Source organism: Petrotoga sp. DB-2, from assembly GCF_054051725.1.
In genome coordinates this window covers 1-22685 of the sequence record NZ_JBSVZD010000012.1, presented here as the reverse complement: position 1 = coordinate 22685, position 22685 = coordinate 1, and the positions used below count along the sequence as shown (strand labels likewise).

Below are 22685 nucleotides of genomic sequence, written 5' to 3'. Positions count from 1 at the left end.
GTGGGATGCAGGGCGAAGGGGTGCTAAAGTAAGTTTTAGAATTTATAAAGACATTAATAGATAAAGAAAGGAGAAAGAGATGCAAAGAAATGTCACAAGTTACTTAATAATGTTGAATGTTTTAATATTTATAATGATGTTTTTATTTGGTGGTATAAGCGCTTTTTCTAACCCACGTATATACATACTTTTTGGTGCCCAACTAGGTAATTTAATCACAGCTGGAGAATGGTTCAGACTGATTACTTCAATGTTTGTTCATGGTGGCTTATTTCACATATTTTTCAATATGATCGCCTTATTTTACGTGGGTAACTTAGTTGAAAGGGCTTATGGAAAAGAAAGATTCATTTCTATATACATGTTATCAGGTATTTTTGGTAATCTTTTAACCCACTTATTTTTACCCAGTGCAATCTCTGTAGGAGCATCAGGTGCAATATTCGGATTGATAGGCCTACTTTTTGGAGCGGGATTTAGACACGATACCCCTACTATATTAAGACCTGTAACAGGTACCGCTCTACTCCCAATTATCTTAATAAACGTGATCTGGGGATTCTTACCGGGTGCTAATATAAACAATTTTGCCCATTTAGGAGGATTAGGGATAGGTTTTACCTTTGGCTGGTTAACACCTATAAGATACACGAAGAGGAGTTACCAAACATGGAGAACGCTTTCTTACTTGTCTTACGGATTAATTATTGCAAGTTTTATTTTACTTTTGATATTCGATTTTAGATATTACATATTTTAATTAAAACTCTTTTTTGAGGTGATATATTTGACCATAGACGATTTGGTTGGCAAAAATGTTATAGAAGACAGTATCAAAAGGATTTATGAAAAAGATAAAGAAATAAATTCGGTTTTAAGAATAGAAAAGGTAGAAGGCAACAAAGATGGTGATTATTTTGGCATACCTTTCTTGGTCAAGGATAACATTTTAGTTGAAGGAACTAAAACAACAAACGGTTCTAAAATCCTTGAAAATTATAGTTCCCCTTATACCGCAACTGCCGTTGAAAAACTTTTAAAAGCAGGTTTTACAGTAGTAGGGAAAACTAATATGGACGAGTTTGCCATGGGTAATACCAATGAACATTCAGCCTTTGGACCTGTAAAAAATCCTAAGGATTTGACAAGAGTTCCAGGGGGTAGTAGTGGAGGTTCAGCTGCAGCGGTAGCAGCAGGGTACGTTCCATTTTCTTTGGGATCTGATACAGGAGGCTCGGTAAGACAACCTGCTGCTTTTTGCGGTGTTGTTGGATTTAAGCCGTCATACGGTATGATATCTCGACACGGTTTAACAGCCTTTTCATCTTCATTGGATCAGATAGGTGTTTTTGCAAATAATGTAAAGGACGTCAGAACGGTTACAGAAATTATGAAAGGAAAAGATCCCAAAGATCCAACCACGTTGGAGCACGATAAAGATCTCGTAAAAGATGTAGATATTGATTTATCCAAAACCAAAATCTGCGTTCCAAAGGTTGTTTACCATGAAAATGCAGATGATAATGTAATAAAACAATTTGAAAGGGTTATTAACTTTTTGAGAAGTAAAGGAGCAAAAGTTGATATAAAAGATATACCAGAATTGGAATATTCAGTAGCTATTTATTATATAATAGCTCCTGCTGAAGCCTCATCCAATCTTTCAAGATACGACGGAGTCAAATACGGATTGAGGAACCATGCCTTAGGTTTAAATAAAATGTATAAAGCTACCAGAGAGGTTGGCTTAGGAATAGAGGTAAAAAGGAGAATAATGATGGGGACTTTTAACCTTTCTTCTCTTTATTATGATCAATATTACTCAAAGGCCTCAAAAGTAAGAAAATTGTTGAGTAACAAAATGAAGGAAATTTTGAATGATTATCATTTGATAATGACCCCCACATCTCCTGTTCTTCCACCAAAGATAGGGGAAAAGTTAAAACCTTTAGACTATTATTTAATGGATATTTTTACAATTCCTGCGAATTTAACTGGGTCACCTGCCATAAGTATTCCCTTTGGTGATGTCCAAGGGTTACCTTTTGGTATACAATTCATTGGTCGCTACATGAAAGATGAGGAACTATTAACTATAGCAGACAATTTCTTTAAAGAGACCCCTAGGGAGTTGAAAAATTATGTATAAAACCATTATAGGATTGGAAATACACGCCCAATTACTAACAAAATCTAAAGCCTTTTGTTCATGCAGTACAGAACATTTTGAAGCTGAGCCGAATATTAATATTTGCCCAGTGTGTACGGGGCAACCTGGAACATTGCCGGTATTAAACGAAGAAGCGCTTAAACTTGCGATAAAAACTGGATTAATACTAAATGGGCAGATAAATAAGTTTTCTAGGTTTGATAGAAAGAATTATTTTTACCCTGATTTGCCAAAAGGTTATCAAATTACACAATATTTTCATCCCATAGTAAGTGGTGGATACATCGACGTTGAAGGCAAAAAGATAAGAATAAGAAGGATGCATTTGGAAGAAGACACCGCTAAGATGCTTCATGAAGGTGATCAAATTTCCTCTGCTCAAGAAAGTTTAATAGATTTTAATAGAGCAGGTATACCTCTTTTAGAGATTGTAACAGAACCGGATATTGAGACTCCTAAACAGGCAAGGATTTTTATGGAGAAATTAAGAAATTTGCTTAGGTACGCTGATGTTTCAACGGGTGATATGGAAAAAGGAGCCTTGAGATGTGATGCAAATATTTCTATTCTCAACCAAGAAAACAAAGAAATAAGTAAAAGGGTAGAGATTAAGAATATAAACTCATTCAAATTTGTAGAAAAAGCGTTAGAATATGAAAGAGATAGAATTATCAATAATTTAGAAAAAGGTGGAGAGTTAATACAAGAAACGAGAGGTTGGGATGCCAACAAAAAAGAGACATTTTCAATGAGAACAAAAGAAGAGGAAATGGACTACAGGTATTTTCCCGAACCAGATCTCCCTATACTGATTCTGAACGACGAACTTATTGAAACCGTTAGAAAACTCATTCCGGAAATGACAGAAGAGAAGGCTAAAAGGTTTGTTTCACAGTACAATATACCTGAATATGATGCACAAATTCTCTCTTCAGACAAAGAATTAGCTGATTATTATGAAAGATGTGTAGAATTGGCTAAGGATGCCAAATTTGTTAGTAATTTTATCTTAACTGAGTTATTAAGAGAGATGAAAGAAAATGAGGATAGTATTCAAACTGTAAAAATTAAACCCGAACATTTTGCAGAATTAAAAATGCTTTTAGATACGAATACAATTTCAACAAAGATCGCCAAAGATATATTTCCCGAGATGTATAGAACGGGTGATAGCCCTAAACAGATTGTTGAAAAGAAAGGTTTAAAGCAAATAGAAAACGAAGATGAACTAAGAAAAATAATTGAAAATGTCTTAAAAGAAAATACCGATAGTGTTGAAAAATATAAAAATGGGAAAAAGAAGCTGTTGGGATTTTTTGTCGGCCAAGTTATGAAAGAGACGAAAGGTAAAGCTAACCCCCAAAAAACAAACGAAATACTCAAAGAATTACTTGAAGATAATTGATAATCACCACGAGGTGATGAACCTTGAGAAAATTGTATTTTATCTGGTTTTTTATGTTTATTTCGACAGTAATCTTATCTTATGTAGGTTACACTCCTTTTGAACCAGAGATAGAGAATAAAGGAGCAACCTTTTCACTGTCCACGTCATCTTTTGAAGATTTTGGATTAGAGATCGGTTATTCCGATTACAACTCTTTATATATAGAAAATAAACTCTTTAACAGGACGATAAAATTGAAAAGTGGAGAATCTTTTTTTAAAATGTTTGTGAATGTACCAGTATACAACAGTGAATTTGGTGTGGGATACGAGTACAAACTTGAAAATAATTTTTTAGGAGTTTTGACAGTAAAAAATTTTCAAAGAGTTGAGGTTAAAAATGTCGACCATGATATATATAACTTCATTCAAGCTAAGTTCAATGCCCCTTCATATGCTATAGGAAATCTATTTCTTTTTAACAATAAAAATATAAATCTATTTGAAGTAAAAGCTCAAATATTTAGGCCTGTAGAAATACCTATTAGTTTAGGTTATTCAAATGGTTTGTATTTAAATATTCCTCTTGTTAACCTAGATAGTTACTATGTCGATACGATAGACATAGGAGCATCACTGATACAACAAAAATGGTATCCAAATATTGGATTCTCAATTCCTATGAATGTATTCGGTCAACAGTTGCATCTTGGTACAAGAATAGCTTTCGGTCAAGACTTTTTTTACGAATTTTATCTGTATAACGAAAATCTTAAGTTGCCTCTACTTTTTTCGTTCAACGAAAAAGGAGGAAGTTTGTTTTTTGAATTCTAATTATATTGCAGTATATTTACACATACCTTTTTGTGTGAAGAGATGCCTTTATTGTGATTATGTGTCTACAACTGATTTTTCCTTAAAAGAAGAATATTTTAATGCATTATACAAAGAAATAGCTTTGAAAGGTGAAAAATTAAAAGATAGGAAGGTTAGAACGGTTTATTTTGGAGGCGGAACCCCATCTTTTGTTGAGAAAGAATTTATTTTGCAAACCTTTCGTTCATTACAAGAACATATGGATCTATCTGATTTAGAGGAATTCACGATAGAGGTAAATCCCGAAAGTGTTGATGAGAAAAAAGTACAACTTTACAAGGAAATTGGGATTAACAGAATATCTATGGGGTTCCAAAGTACTTCTGATAAGATATTAAAAACCGTAGGAAGAGCCCATGATTTTAATAAAGGGTTAGAATCTTATGAACTTTTGAAATCTTTTTATGATAATATAAATGTGGATTTTATTCTTGGATTACCTTATGAAAATTTTGAGACGGTTAATAGTAATTTAGAGTTTATAGAAAAGATGAAACCCTCTCATATTTCTTATTATTTATTGGATTCTTCACACAATACTCCTTTAAAACATTTTCTTGAAATCAAGGAAATGAAACTTCCGGAAGATGACTTAGTAGATGAACTTCTTGATTATATCTATGATCAATTGGAAAAATTAGAATATAACAGATATGAAATTTCAAGTTGGTCCCTACCCAACAAAGAATGTATTCACAATCAATTTTATTGGTATAACTTAGATTATGTAGGATTTGGAGTTTCTGCAGGAGGGCATATCAACAACGAGAGATATGTGAATACCTCAGATGTTAAAGTGTATATTACAAAATTAAATGATGATGAACTTCCATACGATACAAAAAATGTGAATGATGAGTTTACTGAATTGTTAGAGACCCTTTTTATGTCTTTGAGACTAACAAGAGGAATAACTTATGACTCTTTGGTAAAAAGGTTTTCTAAAAGTTTGGTTGATAATGTCTTAAGTCAGACAAAAAATAATTTGGACGGGTATATATCTATTGATGATTCTATTAAATTAACTACAAAAGGCTTAAATTTTTCAAGGTATGTTTTTGAGAAGTTATTAGAGATATCTTCAATTTAAGGGAGGCTTTTTCTTGGGTAAGAAGGACGAAGTTGAAAGTTATTTGAAAAATAAAAATTTTAATGATCCCAATTTATTCAAAGAAAGGAAAGACTGGGACAAATATTTTATGGAAGTGGCGGATTTGGTAAGTAAAAGGTCTACCTGTTTGCATAGAAAGGTTGGAGCCGTAATAGTAAAAGAAAAAAGGATCTTAGCGACTGGTTACAATCAACCACCATCTGGTTTTCCTCACTGCGATGATATAGGTTGTATAAGAGACGACTTAGGTATAAAAAGTGGGGAAAACCAAGAAATTTGTTACGGTCTTCATGCAGAACAAAATGCCTTGATGCAAGCCGCTAAATTTGGGATTAGTACTGATAACGCATCAATTTATATCACGCATCAACCTTGTTCCGTATGTGCCAGGTTGATAATAAATGCCGGCATCAAGAAGGTTTATTATAGAGAAGGCTATCCAGATAGTCTAACACAATTGTTTTTTAATACGTGCAACATACAAACAAAAATTATCGAATGATCAAAATCAAATACCAAAGTTGAAAGGTGGGATAAAATGCCTATAGAGAGATATTTTAAGTATTTAAGAAAAGACAGAATGACTCATGTGTGGTGTCCCGGATGTGGTAATGGAATAATAATGAAAAATTTTGTGGAAGCAGTGGATAATTTAAGTTTAGATAAAAACAAGGTGGCAGTTATATCGGGAATAGGATGTTCTTCAAGAGTGACTGGGTACCTTGATTTTAACACTATGCACACACTCCATGGAAGGGCTGTTGCCTTTGCAACTGGAGTTAAATTAGCAAAACCAGAGTTTAATGTGGTAGTAATGGGAGGAGATGGAGATATACTAGCAATAGGTGGGAATCATTTCATTCATGCTTGCCGTAGAAATATGGATCTAACAGTTATTATCTTCAACAATTCTATTTATGGCATGACAGGCGGACAATATTCCCCTGAAACTCCTACTGGAACCTACGCTTCAACTTCTCCTTATGGGAATTTAGAAAACAATTTTGATGCAGTTAATCTTGCAATAACTTCTGGTGCCACTTACGTCGCTAGATCCACCGTTTTTCATTACATGTTATCAGTTAAATACATAGAAAACGCCTTAAAACACAAAGGTATGTCAGTTGTTGAGATAGTCACAAATTGTCATACTTATTATGGAAGATACAACAAAATGACAAGCCCTACTCAAATGTTGCAATATTTCAAAGATAACTCTGTTATGTTGAGCAAAGCCAAAAATATGAATGAAAATGACTTGAAAGATAAGATAATAATAGGTGAATTTCTGAATGTTGAAAAAGAAGGCTACATTGATAGGTATGAAAAATTAAGGAAAAAATTGGTTTCACAGGAGGTATCACCGAAATGAGTAGTTTAATAAGTACGCCTAATTCGGTGAGATTCAGCGGAGAAGCCGGTCAAGGTAACATCTTAATGGGAATAATATTTGCAAAAGCACTGGTAAAAGAAGGATTTTGGGTTGTTCAATCTCAACATTATGGTGCACAGGTGAGAGGTGGACTTTCTTATTGTGATGTGCTCTTTGATCAAGAACCTATAGATTATCCCGAGGCTAAAAATTTTGATATATTGTATTTGATGCATAATGTTGGTTTAAATCATATTGGGAATCTCAAAAGAAATGGTATTTTATTCTACGATGAAAAATTTGTTGAAAATATACCCCAGTATGTAGAAAGAATCACCAAAAAAATAATCAAAGTTCCAGCTTCACAAATAGCTATAGAAGAATTATCAAACAAAAATGTGGCAAATATGATAGGGTTAGGGGTTCTTTGCTCAGTAACTCAGATAATAAGTTTGGAAAGTCTTATAGAAGAAGTCAAATCGAACGTATCAAAAAATTACATAGAAATTGATGAAAAAGCCATCAAAATTGGCTATGATTTATGCAAAAAAAGGTATCCGTTAGAGTCAACTAAAATGTATAAAAAATTAGGGAAAGGTTATGAATAGAAATAATGAAAACAGGAGTCTAAAAAGTAGTTTTTCTTATGCTTTGAAAGGGCTCATCGAAATTTATAAATCTCAAAGAAATTTTAGAATACAAAGTTTAATAGGACTAATAGTATTAATTGTTGCTATTTTTGCCAACTTAACTGAAGTTGAGTTTATACTTTTAATATTCACAGTTATGCTAGTGTTGATTATGGAAACAGTGAATACCGTAGCAGAGAAACTGTTGGATTTTCTTCATCCTTTTTATAGCTCTTCAGTAAAGATAATTAAGGATGTTTCTGCTGCATCGGTTTTTATAACTTCTATCTTCGCAGTTGCAATTGGAATAATTATCTTCGGTCATGCTTTTTTCAATCTGAACCCTAAATATGGTATAATTTTAGCAATAGTTTTTTTGCTTTTTTTGAATTTATGTGGCTTTATATATAAAAAAACAGAAAAATAATGAGGAGGAAGATACTTGGATCAAATAAGGGTCTTAATAGTTGATGACTCTGCTTTCATGCGAATGGTCCTAAAAGATATTATAGACAAGGAACCTGACATGAAAGTAGTTGGATTAGCCAAAGATGGAATTGAAGCGGTAGAAAAAGCTTTGTCTTTAAATCCAGACGTGATTACTTTAGATGTTGAAATGCCTAAAAAAAACGGGCTCGATGCTTTAAGTGAGATAATGTTAAAATCTCCAACAAGAGTTATTATGGTAAGCAGTTTGACTTCAAAAGAAGCCTCTATTACAATAGAATGTTTAGAAAAGGGAGCTTTTGATTTCATTCAAAAACCGGCTGGAAGTACCTCTTGGACTATAAGAGACGTTCAAGATGAATTGCTGATAAAGATAAGAGAAAGTATGAATGTCTCTATCGAAAAATTGAAAAGTATCCATTTTGTTGGAAGCAAGAAGATAAAGAAAAGTGCAAGAGTAAATATATTGGGAGAAAAAGTTGTGTTGATAGCAAGTTCAACGGGAGGACCTCGTTCTTTAGATGTTATAATTCCGCAACTACCTGAAAATTTGAATGTTCCAATAATTATTGTTCAACACATGCCGGCAGGTTTCACAGCTTCTTTAGCTTATAGATTGGATAAAATTTCAAATTTGAAGGTAAAAGAAGCTGAGGAGGGAGAATTTTTACAAAAGAATGTTGTATACATTGCTCCAGGGGATTTTCATTTGGGTTTAAAACAGGAGGACCATAAAATAAAGTTGTTTTTAGATAAAAGCGATAAAATTAATAATGTACGACCTTCTGCTGATTTCACTTTTGATCTGGCTGCTGAAATTTTTAAAGAAAACTCATTGGCAGTTATTCTGACAGGAATGGGAAGAGACGGTGCGAAAGGGTCATTTAAAGTTAAACATTACGGTGGAAAGGTTATAGCAGAGTCGAAAGAAACTTCCGTGGTTTATGGAATGCCAAAAATTGTTGCCCAAGAAGGTTATGCGGATTTTGTTCTTCCAAATTACGATATTGCAGAAAAGATATTAGAAATTTTAACTGATCAATCAAGGGGGATAAAAAGATGAATAAAAGGGTAATTCAGCTGTTAATAATTTTTGGCTTTTTATTTCTCTCTTTTACTACCTTTGCAAAAACGCTTTATTTTCAATGGAGAGAGGTAGATCCGGCTTACTATTTTGAAGATGGAGAAAATCTATATGTTAGTTTAAAAGTTATTTCTGAAAAGAGTGGAAGAACTTTAGATGTATATAACGATACTTTGATTTACGTAAAAGACAGCAAATGGAACGTTTTTATTTTTCCCCAGAATAGTTTAGCAATTATTAACAGCACCGAATCCATTCGTTTCGATCCAAATGATCTAAAAGTGGTTGATGGAGAAATTTATATAACTACAGAGTTGATAACGAAGTTGATCAACTTAGAACTCATTTCTAATGATTCTTCTGTTTACTTGAATCTGCCACTAACTCAAGTAAGTTCAATAAAAACGATCATACAAAAAACTGATGCCAGAATAATAATAGAGCTTTCTTCAAGCCCTGAAGATGTTGGAATATACCCATTAGTTAATAAATCCGGATATTTAATTAAGATAAAAGGTGCCGAAATTCCTGATTCTTATTACTATGAAGAATACAACAACAAGATCAATTACATAAAGGCATATCACTATTCACCAACAGAAGTTTGGATACAAGTAAAACTGAACAACTCCGCTGATTTGGAAGAATTAATTGAAGAAAATAGAATCATATTAGACCTTTCTTTTAAAGATACAATCACCTTGCCTGTTTTGGTCTTGGATCCAGGTCATGGAGGGATAGATCCGGGAGCTGTTGGTCCTAACCAAACTTTTGAAAAAGACATTGCTTTAAAAGTAGCAAAAAGAGCTCAAGAACTTTTGAAACCTTACAGTATTAACGTTTATCTGACTAGAACAAACGATGTATACGTTGATTTACACGATAGAGCAGTTTTTTCTAATGAAAAAGGTGCAGATTTATTCATTAGTTTACACTTGAATGATTATCCTCAAGATTCTTCAGTTTACGGATCAGAGGTTTACTATTTTGATTTTTCAGAAAGCGCATATGCAAGAAGAATAGCCTACCGGGAAAATTTAGATTTGAATACTGATAAAAATCTTATAGAAACATGGGTGACGGATAAAGAAAACAGTCTAGATGAAAGTGAGAAGTTTGCCAATATATTGGCAAGTTATTTGAATGTAAATGGGGTTAAATTTAGGGGCGTTCATACGGCGGAGTTCGCTGTTTTGGCTTATACTAGGAGTCCCGCAGTTTTATTTGAAATGGAATTTATCAGTAATCCTCAAGTAGTAGATGAATTTACGAATGGGGACTATGTGGAAGTTTTTGCAGAAATTATTAAAAACGCAGTTATTGACTTTTTTGGTCTAAAATAGGGCGTTGGGGGTGGGCCCCCAACCCAAACGTTGGGGTAAACCCCAAGCCCCTAAAACCTTTTTAAAAACCGTAAAACAATTAAAAAACATCGTTTAGAAAACCGGCAAACCAAACCCCCAGAAGAATTTTAAATCTATTTTGATTAATTGGTTCGCACAAACCGGCGAACCAAAAAGGAGGTTAATTTATTTGCAAGAGAAGGCAAAAATTCCTACTGATATATTGATTTTTCTTGTTTTGTTTGCTTTAATACCTTTTTTAATGGTACCCAATTTGGTTTATGAGTACTCTACTCAAAAACATTTGGTTTTTTCTTTATTCATGGTTTTTATTTTAATTTATTATTTGTTTAAATACTTTTCTAAACCTATTTCAATAAAGTTCACTTATTCACACATTTTTTTATCTTTTTTCAGTATTTCTGCCTTTTTATCTTTGATATCAGTTTACATAGAGAATAAATATTACCTACCTACGTCAGCTGGAGTAGCCTTCTACATAGTGCTTATTGCTTTTTTTTCGTATGTAGTTACAACGCGTTTTGGGAAGGATTTTAAATTCATCGAATATGGTCTTTTTATTTTTATGGTTACGGGAACTGTTATAGCCATAGATGGGCTTTTGAACAAGTTTTTAGGCTTTGATTTGTTCTTTGGTAAGTATGGAGACCCTTCTCAAAGAATAGCCTTAAGAACGACTATCGGGAACCCTAATTTTGTTTCAGACTATTTGGCACAGCTATTACCAATTTCTATATATTTTACTTTGAGAAAGAATACGAGTATCTACATTAGAATATATGCTTTAGCGAATGTTTTTATAATGTATTGGGTTGTTTTGTTAGCACAAACTCGTTCTATTTACCTTGCCACCTTTGTTGGATTAGGATTCACTATAATATCTTTTCTCATTTCCAATAAAAAAGATACCTTGAAAAATTATGTAAAAAGTAAAGAGTTTAAAATATGGATAATTCTGGTTTTATCTGTTTTAGCCTTTTTATTCCTTATGTTTAATTTTGAAACGCCATTCAACAGGGGTGGAGAGGTGATAGCGGCAGACCGCTTCGCAGCTATGGCTTCTGTTTCTTCTTGGGATGAAAGAAGTTTGTCCTGGCTCTCCGCTGTAAAACAATTTGCAGATGAGAATCATAAAAACCATTTTATAATCGGAAGTGGAATAAATACATATCCCGTTTATGCAGTTCATTACCTAGCTGAGGTACAAGCGGAAAATCCTGAGAGATTTTTATATGCATGGAATAACTTCAAAAGAGCTCACAACGATTATCTACAAGTGTTGGGAGAGACAGGTATTTTAGGTTTCTCTTCAATATTGTTAATGCTCGTAAGTTTAATGGTGATATATTTTAAAGTTCTAAAACTTGAAAAAGATGATGACAACAAGAGCCTTTTATTCCCCTTATTTGGATGGAGCGCCGCAGTCATGGCAATCCATGCATTCACAGAGTTTGCATTTCACATGCATCCAAACCTTATATTAAGTGTATTTATCCTCTCAAGTGCTGTATCAGAACAGTTCAATTCACATGTGAAAAGCTTTAATATCAAAAATAGTCAGGTTGTGATTATTCCTTTAGTTTTGGTTGGAATAGTGGCGTCGTATTACAAAATAAACGAAGTTACATCAGAAGCTTTTTTCGTTAAAGGAAATCGTGAATACAATTCAATGGTATCTCTTATTAACGCTACTGAAAGTCAAATACCAAATATTATAAGCCAACTTGAAGCTCAAAAATCCAGTCTTCAAAAACAATTGATGAATTACACTCCAGGGAGTGTGAATTTTCAAAGGATAACTCAAAGTATAAACCAGATAGACACACAGATAGAAGATTATAAAAATATGCAGTTATCATACGAGAATAGAGCAGAACAAAGCTATAAGAATGCCTTTGAATATTTCCAGAAATCATTAAAATGGAATCCGAATTTCGGCAAATCGGCATTTTACCTGTCTCAACTTTTGACGTCTAGCATTCGGCAGAATTCCCTTACTTATGAAGATTTACCTAAAATATTTGAAAAAGAAATCGACGGTTACGATTTTATGATCGAAGAGTTCGAAGGTGCAATGGATTTAATGCCATTTCCTGATAATATTTTAAGAGACACCGTAGAACCGATTTATTCCACCGATACAAACAACAACGCCAAACAAATTACTTTAAAAATTCAAACCCTATACGATGGAATAAATCAGTTGGAATATTCATATTTATCATTCAATGAAAAGAATGCCTATAGATTAATAGGCAGAATATATTATAACATCGTAATTCTATACGAACAGCTAAAGGATTACATTCCACTAGATAAGTTAAAGACAGTAGAAAAACTTCAAGACGAGGCTTACAATAATTTTCATCATTGGGAGCAGCAAGCTATATACATCCTTCCTGGGGGTTGGAATAGGTTTCCTGAATGGGAAGATGTTTATTATGAATATTTGCTGTTAACCGTAAGGCTGATAAATATATATCCACAAGATGAATTAATAAACAAAATAGTTTTCATTACTCAAAAAGAGGGAGAAGCAGATTATTACATGGCCCAAAAATCTAGAGGGATACCAGATAGTTCATTAAAATTGTTATCTGAGTTATATTCAACTTTGAGAGATGAAAATTTAAAAAATCAACTAGTAGAAAACATTGTTAGCAATTATAAAGCTGTTTATAACTATTACAAGAGTTTAAAAGAAGAAGGATCACCCAATTATTCTAGATATCAAGATAGAATCGAAAGTTTCTTCAGTGATTACGAATTTTTCACAAGAAGGATGGTAAAGTAATGATCAAAGTAATGACGTTTTTGTTGTTGATATCTTTGAGTTGGTTTTTGATTGTATTTTCTGCTTATTTGAAAATAAACTCTTATGGATACACACTTGAAGGTAGCCTGAAGGATTTCTACGTTGAAAATTCTTCTTTGATGAAAGTTATACCTTTTATAGAAGATGACCAAATTGAAGAAGCTGAATTGAATGGATATGAAATTTATAAGAAAGATAAGAAAATCATTATAAAGAAAGTTATAGAGTAACTTTGAAAAATATTTTTTCAAAGAATAGGAGTTTTCAAGAGCAATGATTGAAGAAGTTATAAATTCTTTTGATTATGTAGTTCAATTGAAAGAAAAGGGAATGATAACTTGGGAAGAGATCTTCCCAAGTTTTTATAGCATCGCAAAAAATAATTTCAAAATAATTAAAGAAAATGGCCTTTTGGAAGATGTTAAGAAGATTCTGGCTTATATAAAACCTCTTGAAACATTGCCAGAAAAACGCAAGGAAAAACGTCTAGAAGGTTTAAAAGACTCTTTAAAGATTTTAAAAGAGCGGTATTTAGTTGATGAAGTCTCAGTAAAACCAGAAAAAAAATTGGCGCCACTCACCGATATAAAATATATAAAAAAGGTAGGAGCGAAAAGGGCCTTAATTTTAAATAAATTAGGTATTTATTCATTAAAAGATTTCTTTTACTATCCACCTCGGGATTACGAAGACAGAAGAAAGGTTGTTAAAATATTTAACGCCAAAGAGAATGAAAAAGTCGTAATAATAGGAAACGTAGTGAAAAGTGAAGAAGTAAAAATAAATAAGGGTTTAACTATTTACAACTTTTCAGTGGAAGATGACACTGGGGTCATAATTGTTACTTTTTTCAACCAGGATTATGTTAAATCTTATTTAAAAAGAGGTGTGAAGTCTGCTTTTTATGGGAGGATAGAGTATTCATATGGTATGAAACAGATGAAGTCTCCAGATTTTCAAGTGATCAAAAGTGAGGAGGATTTCAAAAGAGAAATTCTGCCAGTTTATCCATTGACGTCTGGTATCTTCCAAACAATTATGCGAAAAATAGCAAAAGAAGCTATTCAACAGACATATTTTTTAGAGGAATTTTTACCTGAAGAATTCGTTCAAGGGTTCAACTTATTAGATTTGAAAAAGCGAATAAAAGGAATCCATTTTCCTTTAAGCATTTATCATAAAGAAAGGGCTTGGTACTCTTTAAAATACGAAGAGGCAATTTTATTTGAGCTAGCAATGATCTATCTGAAATTAAAGATGAAAGAAATGAAAAAAGGTGAGAAGAAGGAGATAAAAGGAGAATTATCAAAAAAATTTCTCAAGACTTTAAATTTTGAACTCACTCAAGCCCAAAAAAGAAGTTATGAGGAAATTAGAAAAGATTTAATTTCCCCATATCCTATGAACAGACTTTTACAAGGGGATGTTGGTTCTGGTAAAACCGTTGTTTCAGAACTAGCGATTATAGATGTCTGTGAATCTGGTTATCAAGCGGCGGTTATGAACCCCACCTCTGTTTTATCAAAACAACAGTTTAAAAGACTATCAAAAGATTTAGAGTCGTTAGGTTTAAAAGTAGCTTTGTTAACGGGAGATACCAAGGAAAGCGATAAAGTATTAATTAAAGAAAAGTTAAAGACAGGAGAAATTAATGTTGTAGTTGGTACCCATGCAATTATTCAACAAGATGTAGAATTTAAAAAACTAGGGTTGGTGGTTATTGATGAACAACATAGATTTGGAGTGAATCAAAGACTGGAACTCATTAAAAAAGGGAATCATCCTGATATTTTGGTTATGACTGCTACTCCTATTCCTAGAACTTTAGCAATGACTTTTTATGGTGACTTAGATGTTAGCTTAATTGATGAAATGCCTAAAGGAAGAAGGCCTATTAAAACAATACTTGTAGCTGAATCCAACAGGAAAAGTTTGTATGAGTTCGTTAAAGAAGAATTAGATCAGGGGAATCAAGTTTTTTTCGTGTATCCTTTGATAGAAGAATCTGAAGCCTTAGAATTAAAAAACGCGATAAGTATGTATGAAGAGTTAAATAAAGTATTTGAAAAATATAAAGTGGGACTTTTACATGGGAGGCTTTCATCTTCAGAAAAAAATGACGTTATGGACAAATTTGTTCAAAAAGAATATGATATATTAGTTTCGACATCGGTAGTAGAAGTGGGGATAGATATCCCTGATGCAACGGTAATGGTCATAGAACATCCGGATCGTTTTGGATTATCTCAATTGCATCAGCTCAGAGGAAGAGTGGGCAGAAGTGATAAACAGTCTTATTGCTTTTTAGTAATAGATGATGATGCCAACAATGAGATAAAAAGTAAAATGAACTCCTTTTCTAAGACGTTAGATGGTTTTGAAGTAGCAGAAATTGACTTAAAATGGAGGGGACCAGGCAAATTCTTTGGAGTGGAACAGCATGGGATGCCGGAATTTAAATTTTTAGATTTAGTCGAAGATATGAATATTATAGAAAGTTCAAGAAAAACGGTAGAACTTTTTTTATCTTCTATCCAAAGTTTCGATAGATATCCTAATTTAAAACACGAATTGCAAGCAAGATATGGAGATTCAATACATTTGGTCAATGTACTATAGAGATTTTTAGTTTTGGAAGGCTTTAGGAGGATGAATATGAAAAAGGATAAAGTCTTTTTAAACACTTTGTGGGTTTCGATAACCTCTTTTTTAGTTATTTGTATAGTTGTTTTACCAAAGAGTTTTTCTGGGGAATGGTATTTCAGTCCAGTTTTAGTTACGGTTGGTCCATTAGAAATAAGATGGTATGGACTGTTAATCGCTTCATCGATACTGTTGGCAACATTTATTGCTCAGAAAGAAGCTGAAAGAGAAAAAATAAACGAAGACGATCTTTTCACCGCAGTTTCTTTGGGAATTATATTTGGTATTATAGGAGCAAGATTATATTATGTTCTTTTTAATTTTGAATACTTCTCTCGAAATCCTTCAGAAATTTTTAAGATATGGCATGGAGGAATGGCTATACATGGAGCGATACTGGCTGCTTTTTTAGTAGTTTTTTTGTATACGCAGTTGAAAAAAAAATGTACCTTTACCTTCCTGCAAGGGTTAGATTTATTCACTTTTGTTTTACCGTTAGCTCAAGCTATTGGAAGATGGGGCAATTTTTTCAACCATGAAGCATATGGTTCACCGACAAATCTTCCATGGAAGATGTACATTTCTTTACCTGATCGAATGCCAGGGTATGAAGCCTATGAATATTTTCATCCAACATTCTTATATGAATCTGCCTGGAATTTGTTAGTATTTCTAATATTGTTTTATTTTATTAGAAATAAGAGAAAAACATATGGAGAAGTCACCGCTCTGTATTTAATTCTTTATTCTATCGGGCGAATCCCGATTGAAAGGTTAAGAACGGATAGTCTCTACATTGGGGATTTTCGCGTTGCAGTAGTTATAAGCTTAATATTGATAGTATTAGGTTCTTTGCTTTTTGTATACCTAAGAAACAAAAGAGAAATCGTTGAAAAAAGGAGTGAATATTGATTGATAAATATTCTATTAATAGCTTTAGGTATTTTTCTCTTAATAAGAGGGGCAGATAGGTTAATAGAAGGAGCCCTTGGATTAACAAGAAAAGTAGGTGTTTCTGAGCTGTTTGCAGGTTTGACGGTGGTGGCATTTGGTACCAGTGCGCCTGAATTAGTTGTTACAATTTCTTCGTCAATAAAAGGGGCTAGTGTAGGATTAGGAAATGTTCTTGGATCCAACGTCGCGAATATTGGATTAATTTTAGGAATCTCTTTTTTAATCTCCCCAACAAAAGTTCAAAAATCTACAGTAAATATAGAAATGCCTTTTTTAGTCATTATTTCAGTGGTTATATTTGCAATGATAATGGAAGGGAATAGTGTTTTAACTAGATACGATGGTATGATACTGATAACCTTTCTGCTTATTTTTATGGCTTATCTCTATTATATGGCAAAAAATGATCAACAAATGAGGAAACAACTTGTCGAAAGCGACGAAATGAAAAAAGTCGAAAAGGAAGAGTCTTGGGCTAAAATAATTACTTTCTCTGCATTAGGGTTGGCTATGTTGATAATAGGAGGAGAATTGACGGTAAACAATTCAGTTATATTTGCTAAAAATATTGGAATCTCAGAATCTTTGATAGGGGTAACTATAGTTGCGATTGGGACTTCTCTTCCAGAATTAGTTACCGCTATTGTTGCAGCGATCAAACATTCAGATGATATAGTGATGGGAAATATAGTTGGTTCTAATACATTCAACGTCGCTGCCATATTAGGTATATCAGCACTAATAAATGGCGCCAAGGCAGATAGACCAGTTACTTTTGATGTTTCTTATGGGCTGTTACTGGCATTGGTCTTGTTGCTTGGTACGATGATGAAAAAAGATAGAAAAGTTGGAAGAGGTTTAGGTTCCATACTATTTTCTTTGTATGTAATCTACATAATAATTAGCATAAGAATTGGATAATTTTTAAAGTGTGAAGAAAGGAATTAAGATGGGCATCGATAATAAGAAAAGGACTTTACTTGTCATTTTTGTTTTTATTTTATTTCTATTTTTTTTCTTTTATCCGGTTACTTTAGTTGATGAAGAAGATAACAATATTAGAATTTTTTCAACAGGTTTAACAAAGGTAATTTTCTATGATGACATTCAATATACCTTTAAAGAGAAAACTATCTTTTTTTACGAAGAAATACCTTTTGAGGAGTTTATTTTGTTAAATGTACAAAACGGTTTTTTATCGCGACAAAATGGAGATTCTTTAGTTCAAAAACAGAGCAACGATTTGTCGGCAATAGTTTATTTAAAAAACAAAAATACTCTTTATAACTTAGATAATGTTTTCTATAACGAAAAATGGTTAGAGAAATGGATTGTTGAATCTAAAGATTTTTTGGAAAATGTTTCAGAGATCAATGAACCCTTGTATATTCTTTATATGAATCAAAGTAGGTCTTTTCAAGTTTTGCCAAGTATTTACGTTGTTAATTCTATCAAGGATTTAGTTCATGAGTTATCCCATTATTTTTTCGGTTACAAGGTGAAAGCCTCCCCAAAGGATACTTGGCACGAAATCTTAGCAGAAACCAATTCATTATTGTTTCTTAGAGAGGTTTCTTCAGAGCAGTATTTTGAAGAACTTGAACTAAAAAAAACAGGTTTTTATGATGAGCCTTATGGAGAAAGTGTAATATCCTTCCTGGAAAGATTGGATTTTGACAAAGAAAAAATATTTGATATAGAAAGATATATTTTAAATAATTTTGATAGATTAGATGATAAAAGTTTTGAAAATTTATTTGAAAACATTAATTAAACAATGAAGGTGTTAAAAGTGAAAAAAATTTTGTTGGTTTTTCTCATTACTCTTTTAGTTTATCTTTCTTTTTCATTTGACTATGTTTTTTTGTTTATAGCTGATGGAATGGGAATTCCACACATGCAGTTATCTAATATGTATAAGCAATATTTATACACAGATCAACTACACATCCTAGAATTACCTTACTATGGAATGGTTGAAACTTCTTCGATGAATGGTGTAACGGATTCAGCAGCAGCCATAACAGCAATTTTATCTAAAGAAAAAACCTACAACGATAGAATAAACATTAATCCTGATGATGAAAAAATACTTCCCATTACTTATGAACTAAAAAAACAAGGGTACAAAATTGGTGTCATAACAACCAACACCATCATTGATGCTACCCCGGCGGGTGCTTATGCTTTCGTTGAAAATAGAAAAGATTACCAAAAGATAACGCAAGATCTTTTAGAAAGTAATTTTGATCTTTTCATAGGGGGAGGAAAAGCTTATCTTAAGGATAGCAACACAAAAGAGTACGGATATTTTTACACAGAAACACTTGATAGGATTCCGTCTCTTGATGATGAAATTGTTATGTTATATTATGGGAATTTCCCCTTTTTAACGGATGATCCAAACAGAGTAACGTTAGAAGAAACGTTAAATTATGCATTGAGTAAATTTAATGGTTCTCCTTTTTTCATTTTAATAGAAGGGGGAAGAATCGATCACGCTGCACATGCACATGATACTTATTCAATGATAAACGAAATATTAGATTTTGACAAGGCAGTGAAGGTTGCTATCGATTTTTATAAGCAATATCCTCAAGATACCTTGATCATAGTGACTGCAGATCATTCAACGGGTGGGTTGAGTTTAGGTGATGGTTTTTTAGCTCTTAATAAGTTTCAACCCAGTGCTTTTTCTTATGAAAAGATGATAAGTACATTTAACCAATCTAAGAATTATGAAGAGTTTCAAGAAAAATTAGGGTTAAAACTTGATTTAGAAAAAGAATTTTACTATACAAAGAATTCAGGAAAAAATGTAAGTTATCAATCGTCTGTGGTTAGAAGTTTTTATGATGTATTAAACGATCCTGTAGGTGTAAATTGGGGCACTTTTGGACATACATTAGATTATGTACCTCTTTTTTCCAACGTTCCCTTTGATAAAAATATAATATCAAATAATGAGATTTTTTCAATTTTTGAGATTTATTGACTTAAATGGAGTTAAACGGCTTTAATCGCTATTAATTGAAAGTAATTGCCTATAATTGGGTTTTGAGAAAAAAATTTCATGATGTATAATATCTCTACAGAGCACTTTTGTAGGTTACCCTCCCTCCTGGAGTGTTCTGTCCCCGGAAGAATTCATTTCCAAATTAGGGCCTTATTAAGGCCCTTTTTTTAAGATTTAAAAAAGATTAGAATTTCAATATCACCGTAATCTCTTACTTCTTCCCTAATCAAATTTTTGGGTATATAATCAATTTTTTCATTTTTATGTTTTTCAATAATGATATAGCCCCTTTTTCTAATTAAAGATATATTTGAATCTATGAATTTCAAAAACTCTTGGACATAATGATTGTTAAATGGTGGATCAGCAAATATGTAATCAAACTGTTCGGCTGAAAGTTTTGTAATAGATTTTCTAAAATCTGATTTTATAACTTTTATATTACTTAGTACCCCTAAAGATTCAGCGTTTTTTAAAATCGAGCTCACCGCTTTAGACGAAATATCCACCATTGTGGAGCTTTTTGCCCCATTACTTAAAACTTCAAAACTCATTATGCCGCTACCTGCAAAAAACTCCAAAAAGTTAGCACCTGAAAAATCAAAAATGCTCATTAAAGCCCTTCTTAAAGTAGCAGGCGTGTATCTTGTCCTACGATCATCAACTGTTTCTATAGTAATATTCTTAAATTTGCCACTTTCAATCTTCAAAGCCATCTTTACACCTCATTCAAACAAAAAAGGAGCTTCATTTAGCCCCTTTCAATTTTTGGAGCGGATGACGGGACTCGAACCCGCGACTCCCAGCTTGGGAAGCTGGAGCTCTACCAACTGAGCCACATCCGCATCTGACATTCTTTACTTTTGATCAAATATATTATACCAATAATTATAAAGAAAATCAATATTTCATATTTTGATTATATTTTTTCCTTGTTAACATCATAAAATAATTTATGAAAGAATTTTTGTAAATTATTTTGAGAAAGATTTTTTGTTTCTAATTCCTTAATTATATCAAATAAGTCATTATCTAGATCATCTTCAAATGATAATTCTTTTTCTTCTTTTTCCATTATCGAAGAAAAGTTATTTTTTATCTCAGAATCAGGTTTTATAGCATCTTCCAAGTGAGAATATTCTTCTTGGTTTTTTTCATTACTTTCCTCTTCAAGAGTATCTGCTTCTTGAATGCTATTTTTTTCACCATTACCTTCTAACTCATTTAGAATTTCCTCTATCTCTTCAAGGTTTGATTCTTTTAAGATATCGTTTATATCTTTATCAAGTTTGTTTTCAAGGTTTTCTATCTCATTTAGTTTTCCTTCCTTGGGACCTTTCGATACGTTATTTTCATTTGGAGAAACATCTTCATTTGAAGTTATCCCTATAAGTTTTTTTAAAGGGGATGATACTTTCCAAACTTTTTTTATGTGTGGTTCATCAAATTGGTCTATTGTTTTGTATTTGATTTCTTGGGTTTCAACTTTGTCTATATTGGTTAGTATTTTCAAATCATTTAACTCATTTTCTTTTTTTTCAAAAGAGACATGTTTACGTATCAAAAAAACGGTAAAAAATGAGGCCGCCAAGGAAATAACAAATATTATTAACATTATAGTAAAAAAGGTTAAAAAATTAAAATTTTGCTGTTCTTTTTCAGGAGATTGAGTATTGTTGATTTTTAGATTTGAAGCGTCGAAAGCATCTGATTCGGAGGGTAAAGATTCAATAACTCTTAGAGCTTCATCCACAATAGGAATATCCTTAAATGGCTGCAAATATATTTTAGCTGTAGCGTAATCTTTGTTGTGAAATGCAGATAACCCTAAATACAATTTTATATCGGGTATTTCACTTTCTAATCTAGGTGATAGTTGCAAAGCTTCTTCAAAAAAATCTTGAGCCAAATCATATTGGGCATTTCTATAGTACTTTAAGCCATTCATATAGTATTCGTAGGCAACTTCGTAATTATCAGCAAATATCAACATTATTTGGAGCAGAATTATCAACAGAGTGAGTACTTTCTTAACGATGATTCACCTCACAAAGAAAATGTAATTATTTCAATTCGGTTATTTTTGGTGACTATCCATCCTTTGCCGTTTTTATCGATAAGGACATCAATTATGTGTCTTTCAAATCTTTGGAAAAAACCAGGAAAAGTAGCTTCTTTTAAAAGTATGTAGCTCACATAATCTTTTCCGAAAACAAATAATTTATCATTAAATATTTGTAATTTTAATCTTCCTATATTTCCGTCTTCTATAAGTTGTAATCCATTTTTTGAACTATTCCAAAGAACTAATTTATAATTTGAAAATAAAATAAAATAATTGTTGTTATATAAAGCAAAATCAGTAATCTCCCCAAACTGAGTTTCTAAAACTTCTTGAATGGTGGAAGTATTTATTAATTCTACGACATCTTTATTTTGTAGTTTTGTTATTTTATCCTCAAAGATGACATATATTTCCCCATTTATTACTTTTAAAGATATAAAATTGCTGCCTTGATTTATCAAGGAATCGTTGAGATAAACGTTACAATTGTTTGATTCATATTCTACACTTAAAAACTCTATACTTGGTAAATAGTAAATTTCGGTACCTTTAGAAGGTATTTCTGAATTAATTTTATCAATTTTGCCGTTTTCATTCAAAATGTATATACCATCAATGGTAGATATATAGTATTTGTTGTTAAATAGTAATCCTCCCATAATTTTGTTTGAAAATATGGTTCTCTTCCAAAAAGTGTGGGTAGAAAAAATGAAATATGAACAAATGATTAAATAATCTGGTATCATGTAAGAA

The 22685-nt window shown here is 32.2% G+C and carries 21 protein-coding genes and 1 tRNA gene; 18 read left to right on the top strand and 4 right to left on the bottom strand.

Annotation, left to right across the window (positions count from 1 at the left end):
• The first annotated feature begins 79 nt into the window (after window positions 1-79).
• The 18 genes from ACW9JY_RS05655 to ACW9JY_RS05570 all read left to right on the top strand — a co-directional run bounded on the left by ACW9JY_RS05655 (window position 80) and on the right by ACW9JY_RS05570 (window position 19846).
• Window positions 80-760, top strand: coding sequence for a rhomboid family intramembrane serine protease (locus tag ACW9JY_RS05655; protein ID WP_103076513.1), 681 nt, complete (start codon window positions 80-82; stop codon window positions 758-760).
• An 18-nt stretch (window positions 761-778) separates the two neighbouring features.
• Window positions 779-2149: an Asp-tRNA(Asn)/Glu-tRNA(Gln) amidotransferase subunit GatA gene (gatA, locus tag ACW9JY_RS05650; RefSeq protein ID WP_457283656.1), complete on the top strand. Its 1371-nt coding sequence runs from the start codon at window positions 779-781 to the stop codon at window positions 2147-2149.
• Window positions 2139-3575 (top strand): Asp-tRNA(Asn)/Glu-tRNA(Gln) amidotransferase subunit GatB, encoded by a 1437-nt coding sequence (gene gatB, locus ACW9JY_RS05645; protein ID WP_457283672.1) that lies wholly within the window; start codon window positions 2139-2141, stop codon window positions 3573-3575. The genes gatA and gatB overlap by 11 nt, the downstream gene beginning before the upstream one ends.
• 53 nt (window positions 3576-3628) lie before the next feature.
• Window positions 3629-4390 (top strand): hypothetical protein, encoded by a 762-nt coding sequence (locus ACW9JY_RS05640; RefSeq protein WP_457283655.1) that lies wholly within the window; start codon window positions 3629-3631, stop codon window positions 4388-4390.
• The gene (gene hemW / locus ACW9JY_RS05635) at window positions 4380-5522 is read left to right on the top strand and encodes a radical SAM family heme chaperone HemW (RefSeq protein ID WP_457283654.1); all 1143 of its coding nucleotides are present in this window, start codon (window positions 4380-4382) and stop codon (window positions 5520-5522) included. Before ACW9JY_RS05640 ends, hemW begins: the two co-directional genes overlap by 11 nt.
• A 13-nt stretch (window positions 5523-5535) precedes the next feature.
• On the top strand, window positions 5536-6045 hold the full coding sequence (locus ACW9JY_RS05630; RefSeq protein WP_211287791.1) for a deoxycytidylate deaminase: 510 nt from the start codon (window positions 5536-5538) through the stop codon (window positions 6043-6045).
• Window positions 6046-6081: 36 nt separating this feature from the next.
• On the top strand, window positions 6082-6915 hold the full coding sequence (locus tag ACW9JY_RS05625; protein WP_103076508.1) for a 2-oxoacid:ferredoxin oxidoreductase subunit beta: 834 nt from the start codon (window positions 6082-6084) through the stop codon (window positions 6913-6915).
• Window positions 6912-7523 carry a 2-oxoacid:acceptor oxidoreductase family protein gene (locus tag ACW9JY_RS05620; protein ID WP_103076507.1) on the top strand — a complete coding sequence of 204 codons (612 nt, stop codon included), beginning with the start codon at window positions 6912-6914 and terminating at the stop codon, window positions 7521-7523. Before ACW9JY_RS05625 ends, ACW9JY_RS05620 begins: the two co-directional genes overlap by 4 nt.
• Window positions 7516-7971: a diacylglycerol kinase family protein gene (locus ACW9JY_RS05615; protein ID WP_103076506.1), complete on the top strand. Its 456-nt coding sequence runs from the start codon at window positions 7516-7518 to the stop codon at window positions 7969-7971. The genes ACW9JY_RS05620 and ACW9JY_RS05615 overlap by 8 nt, the downstream gene beginning before the upstream one ends.
• Before the next feature lie 57 nt (window positions 7972-8028).
• Window positions 8029-9054, top strand: a complete 1026-nt coding sequence (locus ACW9JY_RS05610; RefSeq protein WP_457283671.1) for a protein-glutamate methylesterase/protein-glutamine glutaminase — start codon at window positions 8029-8031, stop codon at window positions 9052-9054.
• The gene (locus tag ACW9JY_RS05605; protein WP_457283653.1) at window positions 9051-10418 is read left to right on the top strand and encodes an N-acetylmuramoyl-L-alanine amidase family protein; all 1368 of its coding nucleotides are present in this window, start codon (window positions 9051-9053) and stop codon (window positions 10416-10418) included. Before ACW9JY_RS05610 ends, ACW9JY_RS05605 begins: the two co-directional genes overlap by 4 nt.
• A gap of 190 nt (window positions 10419-10608) precedes the next feature.
• Entirely contained in the window at window positions 10609-13233 is a 2625-nt protein-coding gene (locus ACW9JY_RS05600; RefSeq protein ID WP_457283652.1) for an O-antigen ligase family protein, read from the top strand.
• Window positions 13233-13484, top strand: a complete 252-nt coding sequence (locus ACW9JY_RS05595; RefSeq protein ID WP_103076502.1) for a hypothetical protein — start codon at window positions 13233-13235, stop codon at window positions 13482-13484. The genes ACW9JY_RS05600 and ACW9JY_RS05595 overlap by 1 nt, the downstream gene beginning before the upstream one ends.
• Window positions 13485-13527: 43 nt before the next feature.
• Window positions 13528-15873 carry an ATP-dependent DNA helicase RecG gene (recG, locus tag ACW9JY_RS05590; RefSeq protein ID WP_457283651.1) on the top strand — a complete coding sequence of 782 codons (2346 nt, stop codon included), beginning with the start codon at window positions 13528-13530 and terminating at the stop codon, window positions 15871-15873.
• A gap of 36 nt (window positions 15874-15909) precedes the next feature.
• A complete protein-coding gene (lgt, locus tag ACW9JY_RS05585; protein WP_103076500.1) occupies window positions 15910-16809 on the top strand; it encodes a prolipoprotein diacylglyceryl transferase in 900 nt (299 codons plus the stop codon).
• The gene (locus tag ACW9JY_RS05580) at window positions 16810-17772 is read left to right on the top strand and encodes a calcium/sodium antiporter (RefSeq protein WP_457283650.1); all 963 of its coding nucleotides are present in this window, start codon (window positions 16810-16812) and stop codon (window positions 17770-17772) included.
• A 10-nt stretch (window positions 17773-17782) separates the two neighbouring features.
• Window positions 17783-18625: a hypothetical protein gene (locus ACW9JY_RS05575; protein ID WP_457283649.1), complete on the top strand. Its 843-nt coding sequence runs from the start codon at window positions 17783-17785 to the stop codon at window positions 18623-18625.
• A gap of 18 nt (window positions 18626-18643) precedes the next feature.
• Window positions 18644-19846: an alkaline phosphatase gene (locus tag ACW9JY_RS05570; RefSeq protein ID WP_457283648.1), complete on the top strand. Its 1203-nt coding sequence runs from the start codon at window positions 18644-18646 to the stop codon at window positions 19844-19846.
• Between the two features lie 188 nt (window positions 19847-20034).
• On the opposite strand, the gene ACW9JY_RS05565 is transcribed toward ACW9JY_RS05570, so the two are convergent.
• The 4 genes from ACW9JY_RS05565 to ACW9JY_RS05550 all read right to left on the bottom strand — a co-directional run.
• On the bottom strand, window positions 20035-20583 hold the full coding sequence (locus ACW9JY_RS05565) for an RsmD family RNA methyltransferase (protein ID WP_457283647.1): 549 nt from the start codon (window positions 20581-20583) through the stop codon (window positions 20035-20037).
• A gap of 53 nt (window positions 20584-20636) precedes the next feature.
• Window positions 20637-20712, bottom strand: a tRNA-Gly gene (locus ACW9JY_RS05560).
• Window positions 20713-20786: 74 nt separating this feature from the next.
• Window positions 20787-21860, bottom strand: a complete 1074-nt coding sequence (locus tag ACW9JY_RS05555) for a tetratricopeptide repeat protein (RefSeq protein WP_457283646.1) — start codon at window positions 21858-21860, stop codon at window positions 20787-20789.
• Between the two features lie 53 nt (window positions 21861-21913).
• The coding region (locus tag ACW9JY_RS05550) for a hypothetical protein (RefSeq protein WP_457283645.1) at window positions 21914-22685 on the bottom strand (772 nt) is incomplete at its 5' end.

Excerpts from the sequence above, each read along its gene's own strand:
- ACW9JY_RS05655 (WP_103076513.1), top strand. The coding sequence starts at position 80 with ATGCAAAGAAATGTCACAAGTTACTTAATAATGTTGAATGTTTTAATA.
- ACW9JY_RS05640 (WP_457283655.1), top strand. The coding sequence starts at position 3,629 with ATGTTTATTTCGACAGTAATCTTATCTTATGTAGGTTACACTCCTTTT.
- ACW9JY_RS05625 (WP_103076508.1), top strand. The coding sequence starts at position 6,082 with ATGCCTATAGAGAGATATTTTAAGTATTTAAGAAAAGACAGAATGACT.
- ACW9JY_RS05620 (WP_103076507.1), top strand. The coding sequence starts at position 6,912 with ATGAGTAGTTTAATAAGTACGCCTAATTCGGTGAGATTCAGCGGAGAA.
- ACW9JY_RS05615 (WP_103076506.1), top strand. The coding sequence starts at position 7,516 with ATGAATAGAAATAATGAAAACAGGAGTCTAAAAAGTAGTTTTTCTTAT.
- ACW9JY_RS05610 (WP_457283671.1), top strand. The coding sequence starts at position 8,029 with ATGCGAATGGTCCTAAAAGATATTATAGACAAGGAACCTGACATGAAA.
- ACW9JY_RS05605 (WP_457283653.1), top strand. The coding sequence starts at position 9,051 with ATGAATAAAAGGGTAATTCAGCTGTTAATAATTTTTGGCTTTTTATTT.
- ACW9JY_RS05595 (WP_103076502.1), top strand. The coding sequence starts at position 13,233 with ATGATCAAAGTAATGACGTTTTTGTTGTTGATATCTTTGAGTTGGTTT.
- recG (WP_457283651.1), top strand. The coding sequence starts at position 13,528 with ATGATTGAAGAAGTTATAAATTCTTTTGATTATGTAGTTCAATTGAAA.
- lgt (WP_103076500.1), top strand. The coding sequence starts at position 15,910 with ATGAAAAAGGATAAAGTCTTTTTAAACACTTTGTGGGTTTCGATAACC.
- ACW9JY_RS05565 (WP_457283647.1), bottom strand. The coding sequence starts at position 20,583 with ATGGCTTTGAAGATTGAAAGTGGCAAATTTAAGAATATTACTATAGAA.
- ACW9JY_RS05555 (WP_457283646.1), bottom strand. The coding sequence starts at position 21,860 with ATGTTGATATTTGCTGATAATTACGAAGTTGCCTACGAATACTATATG.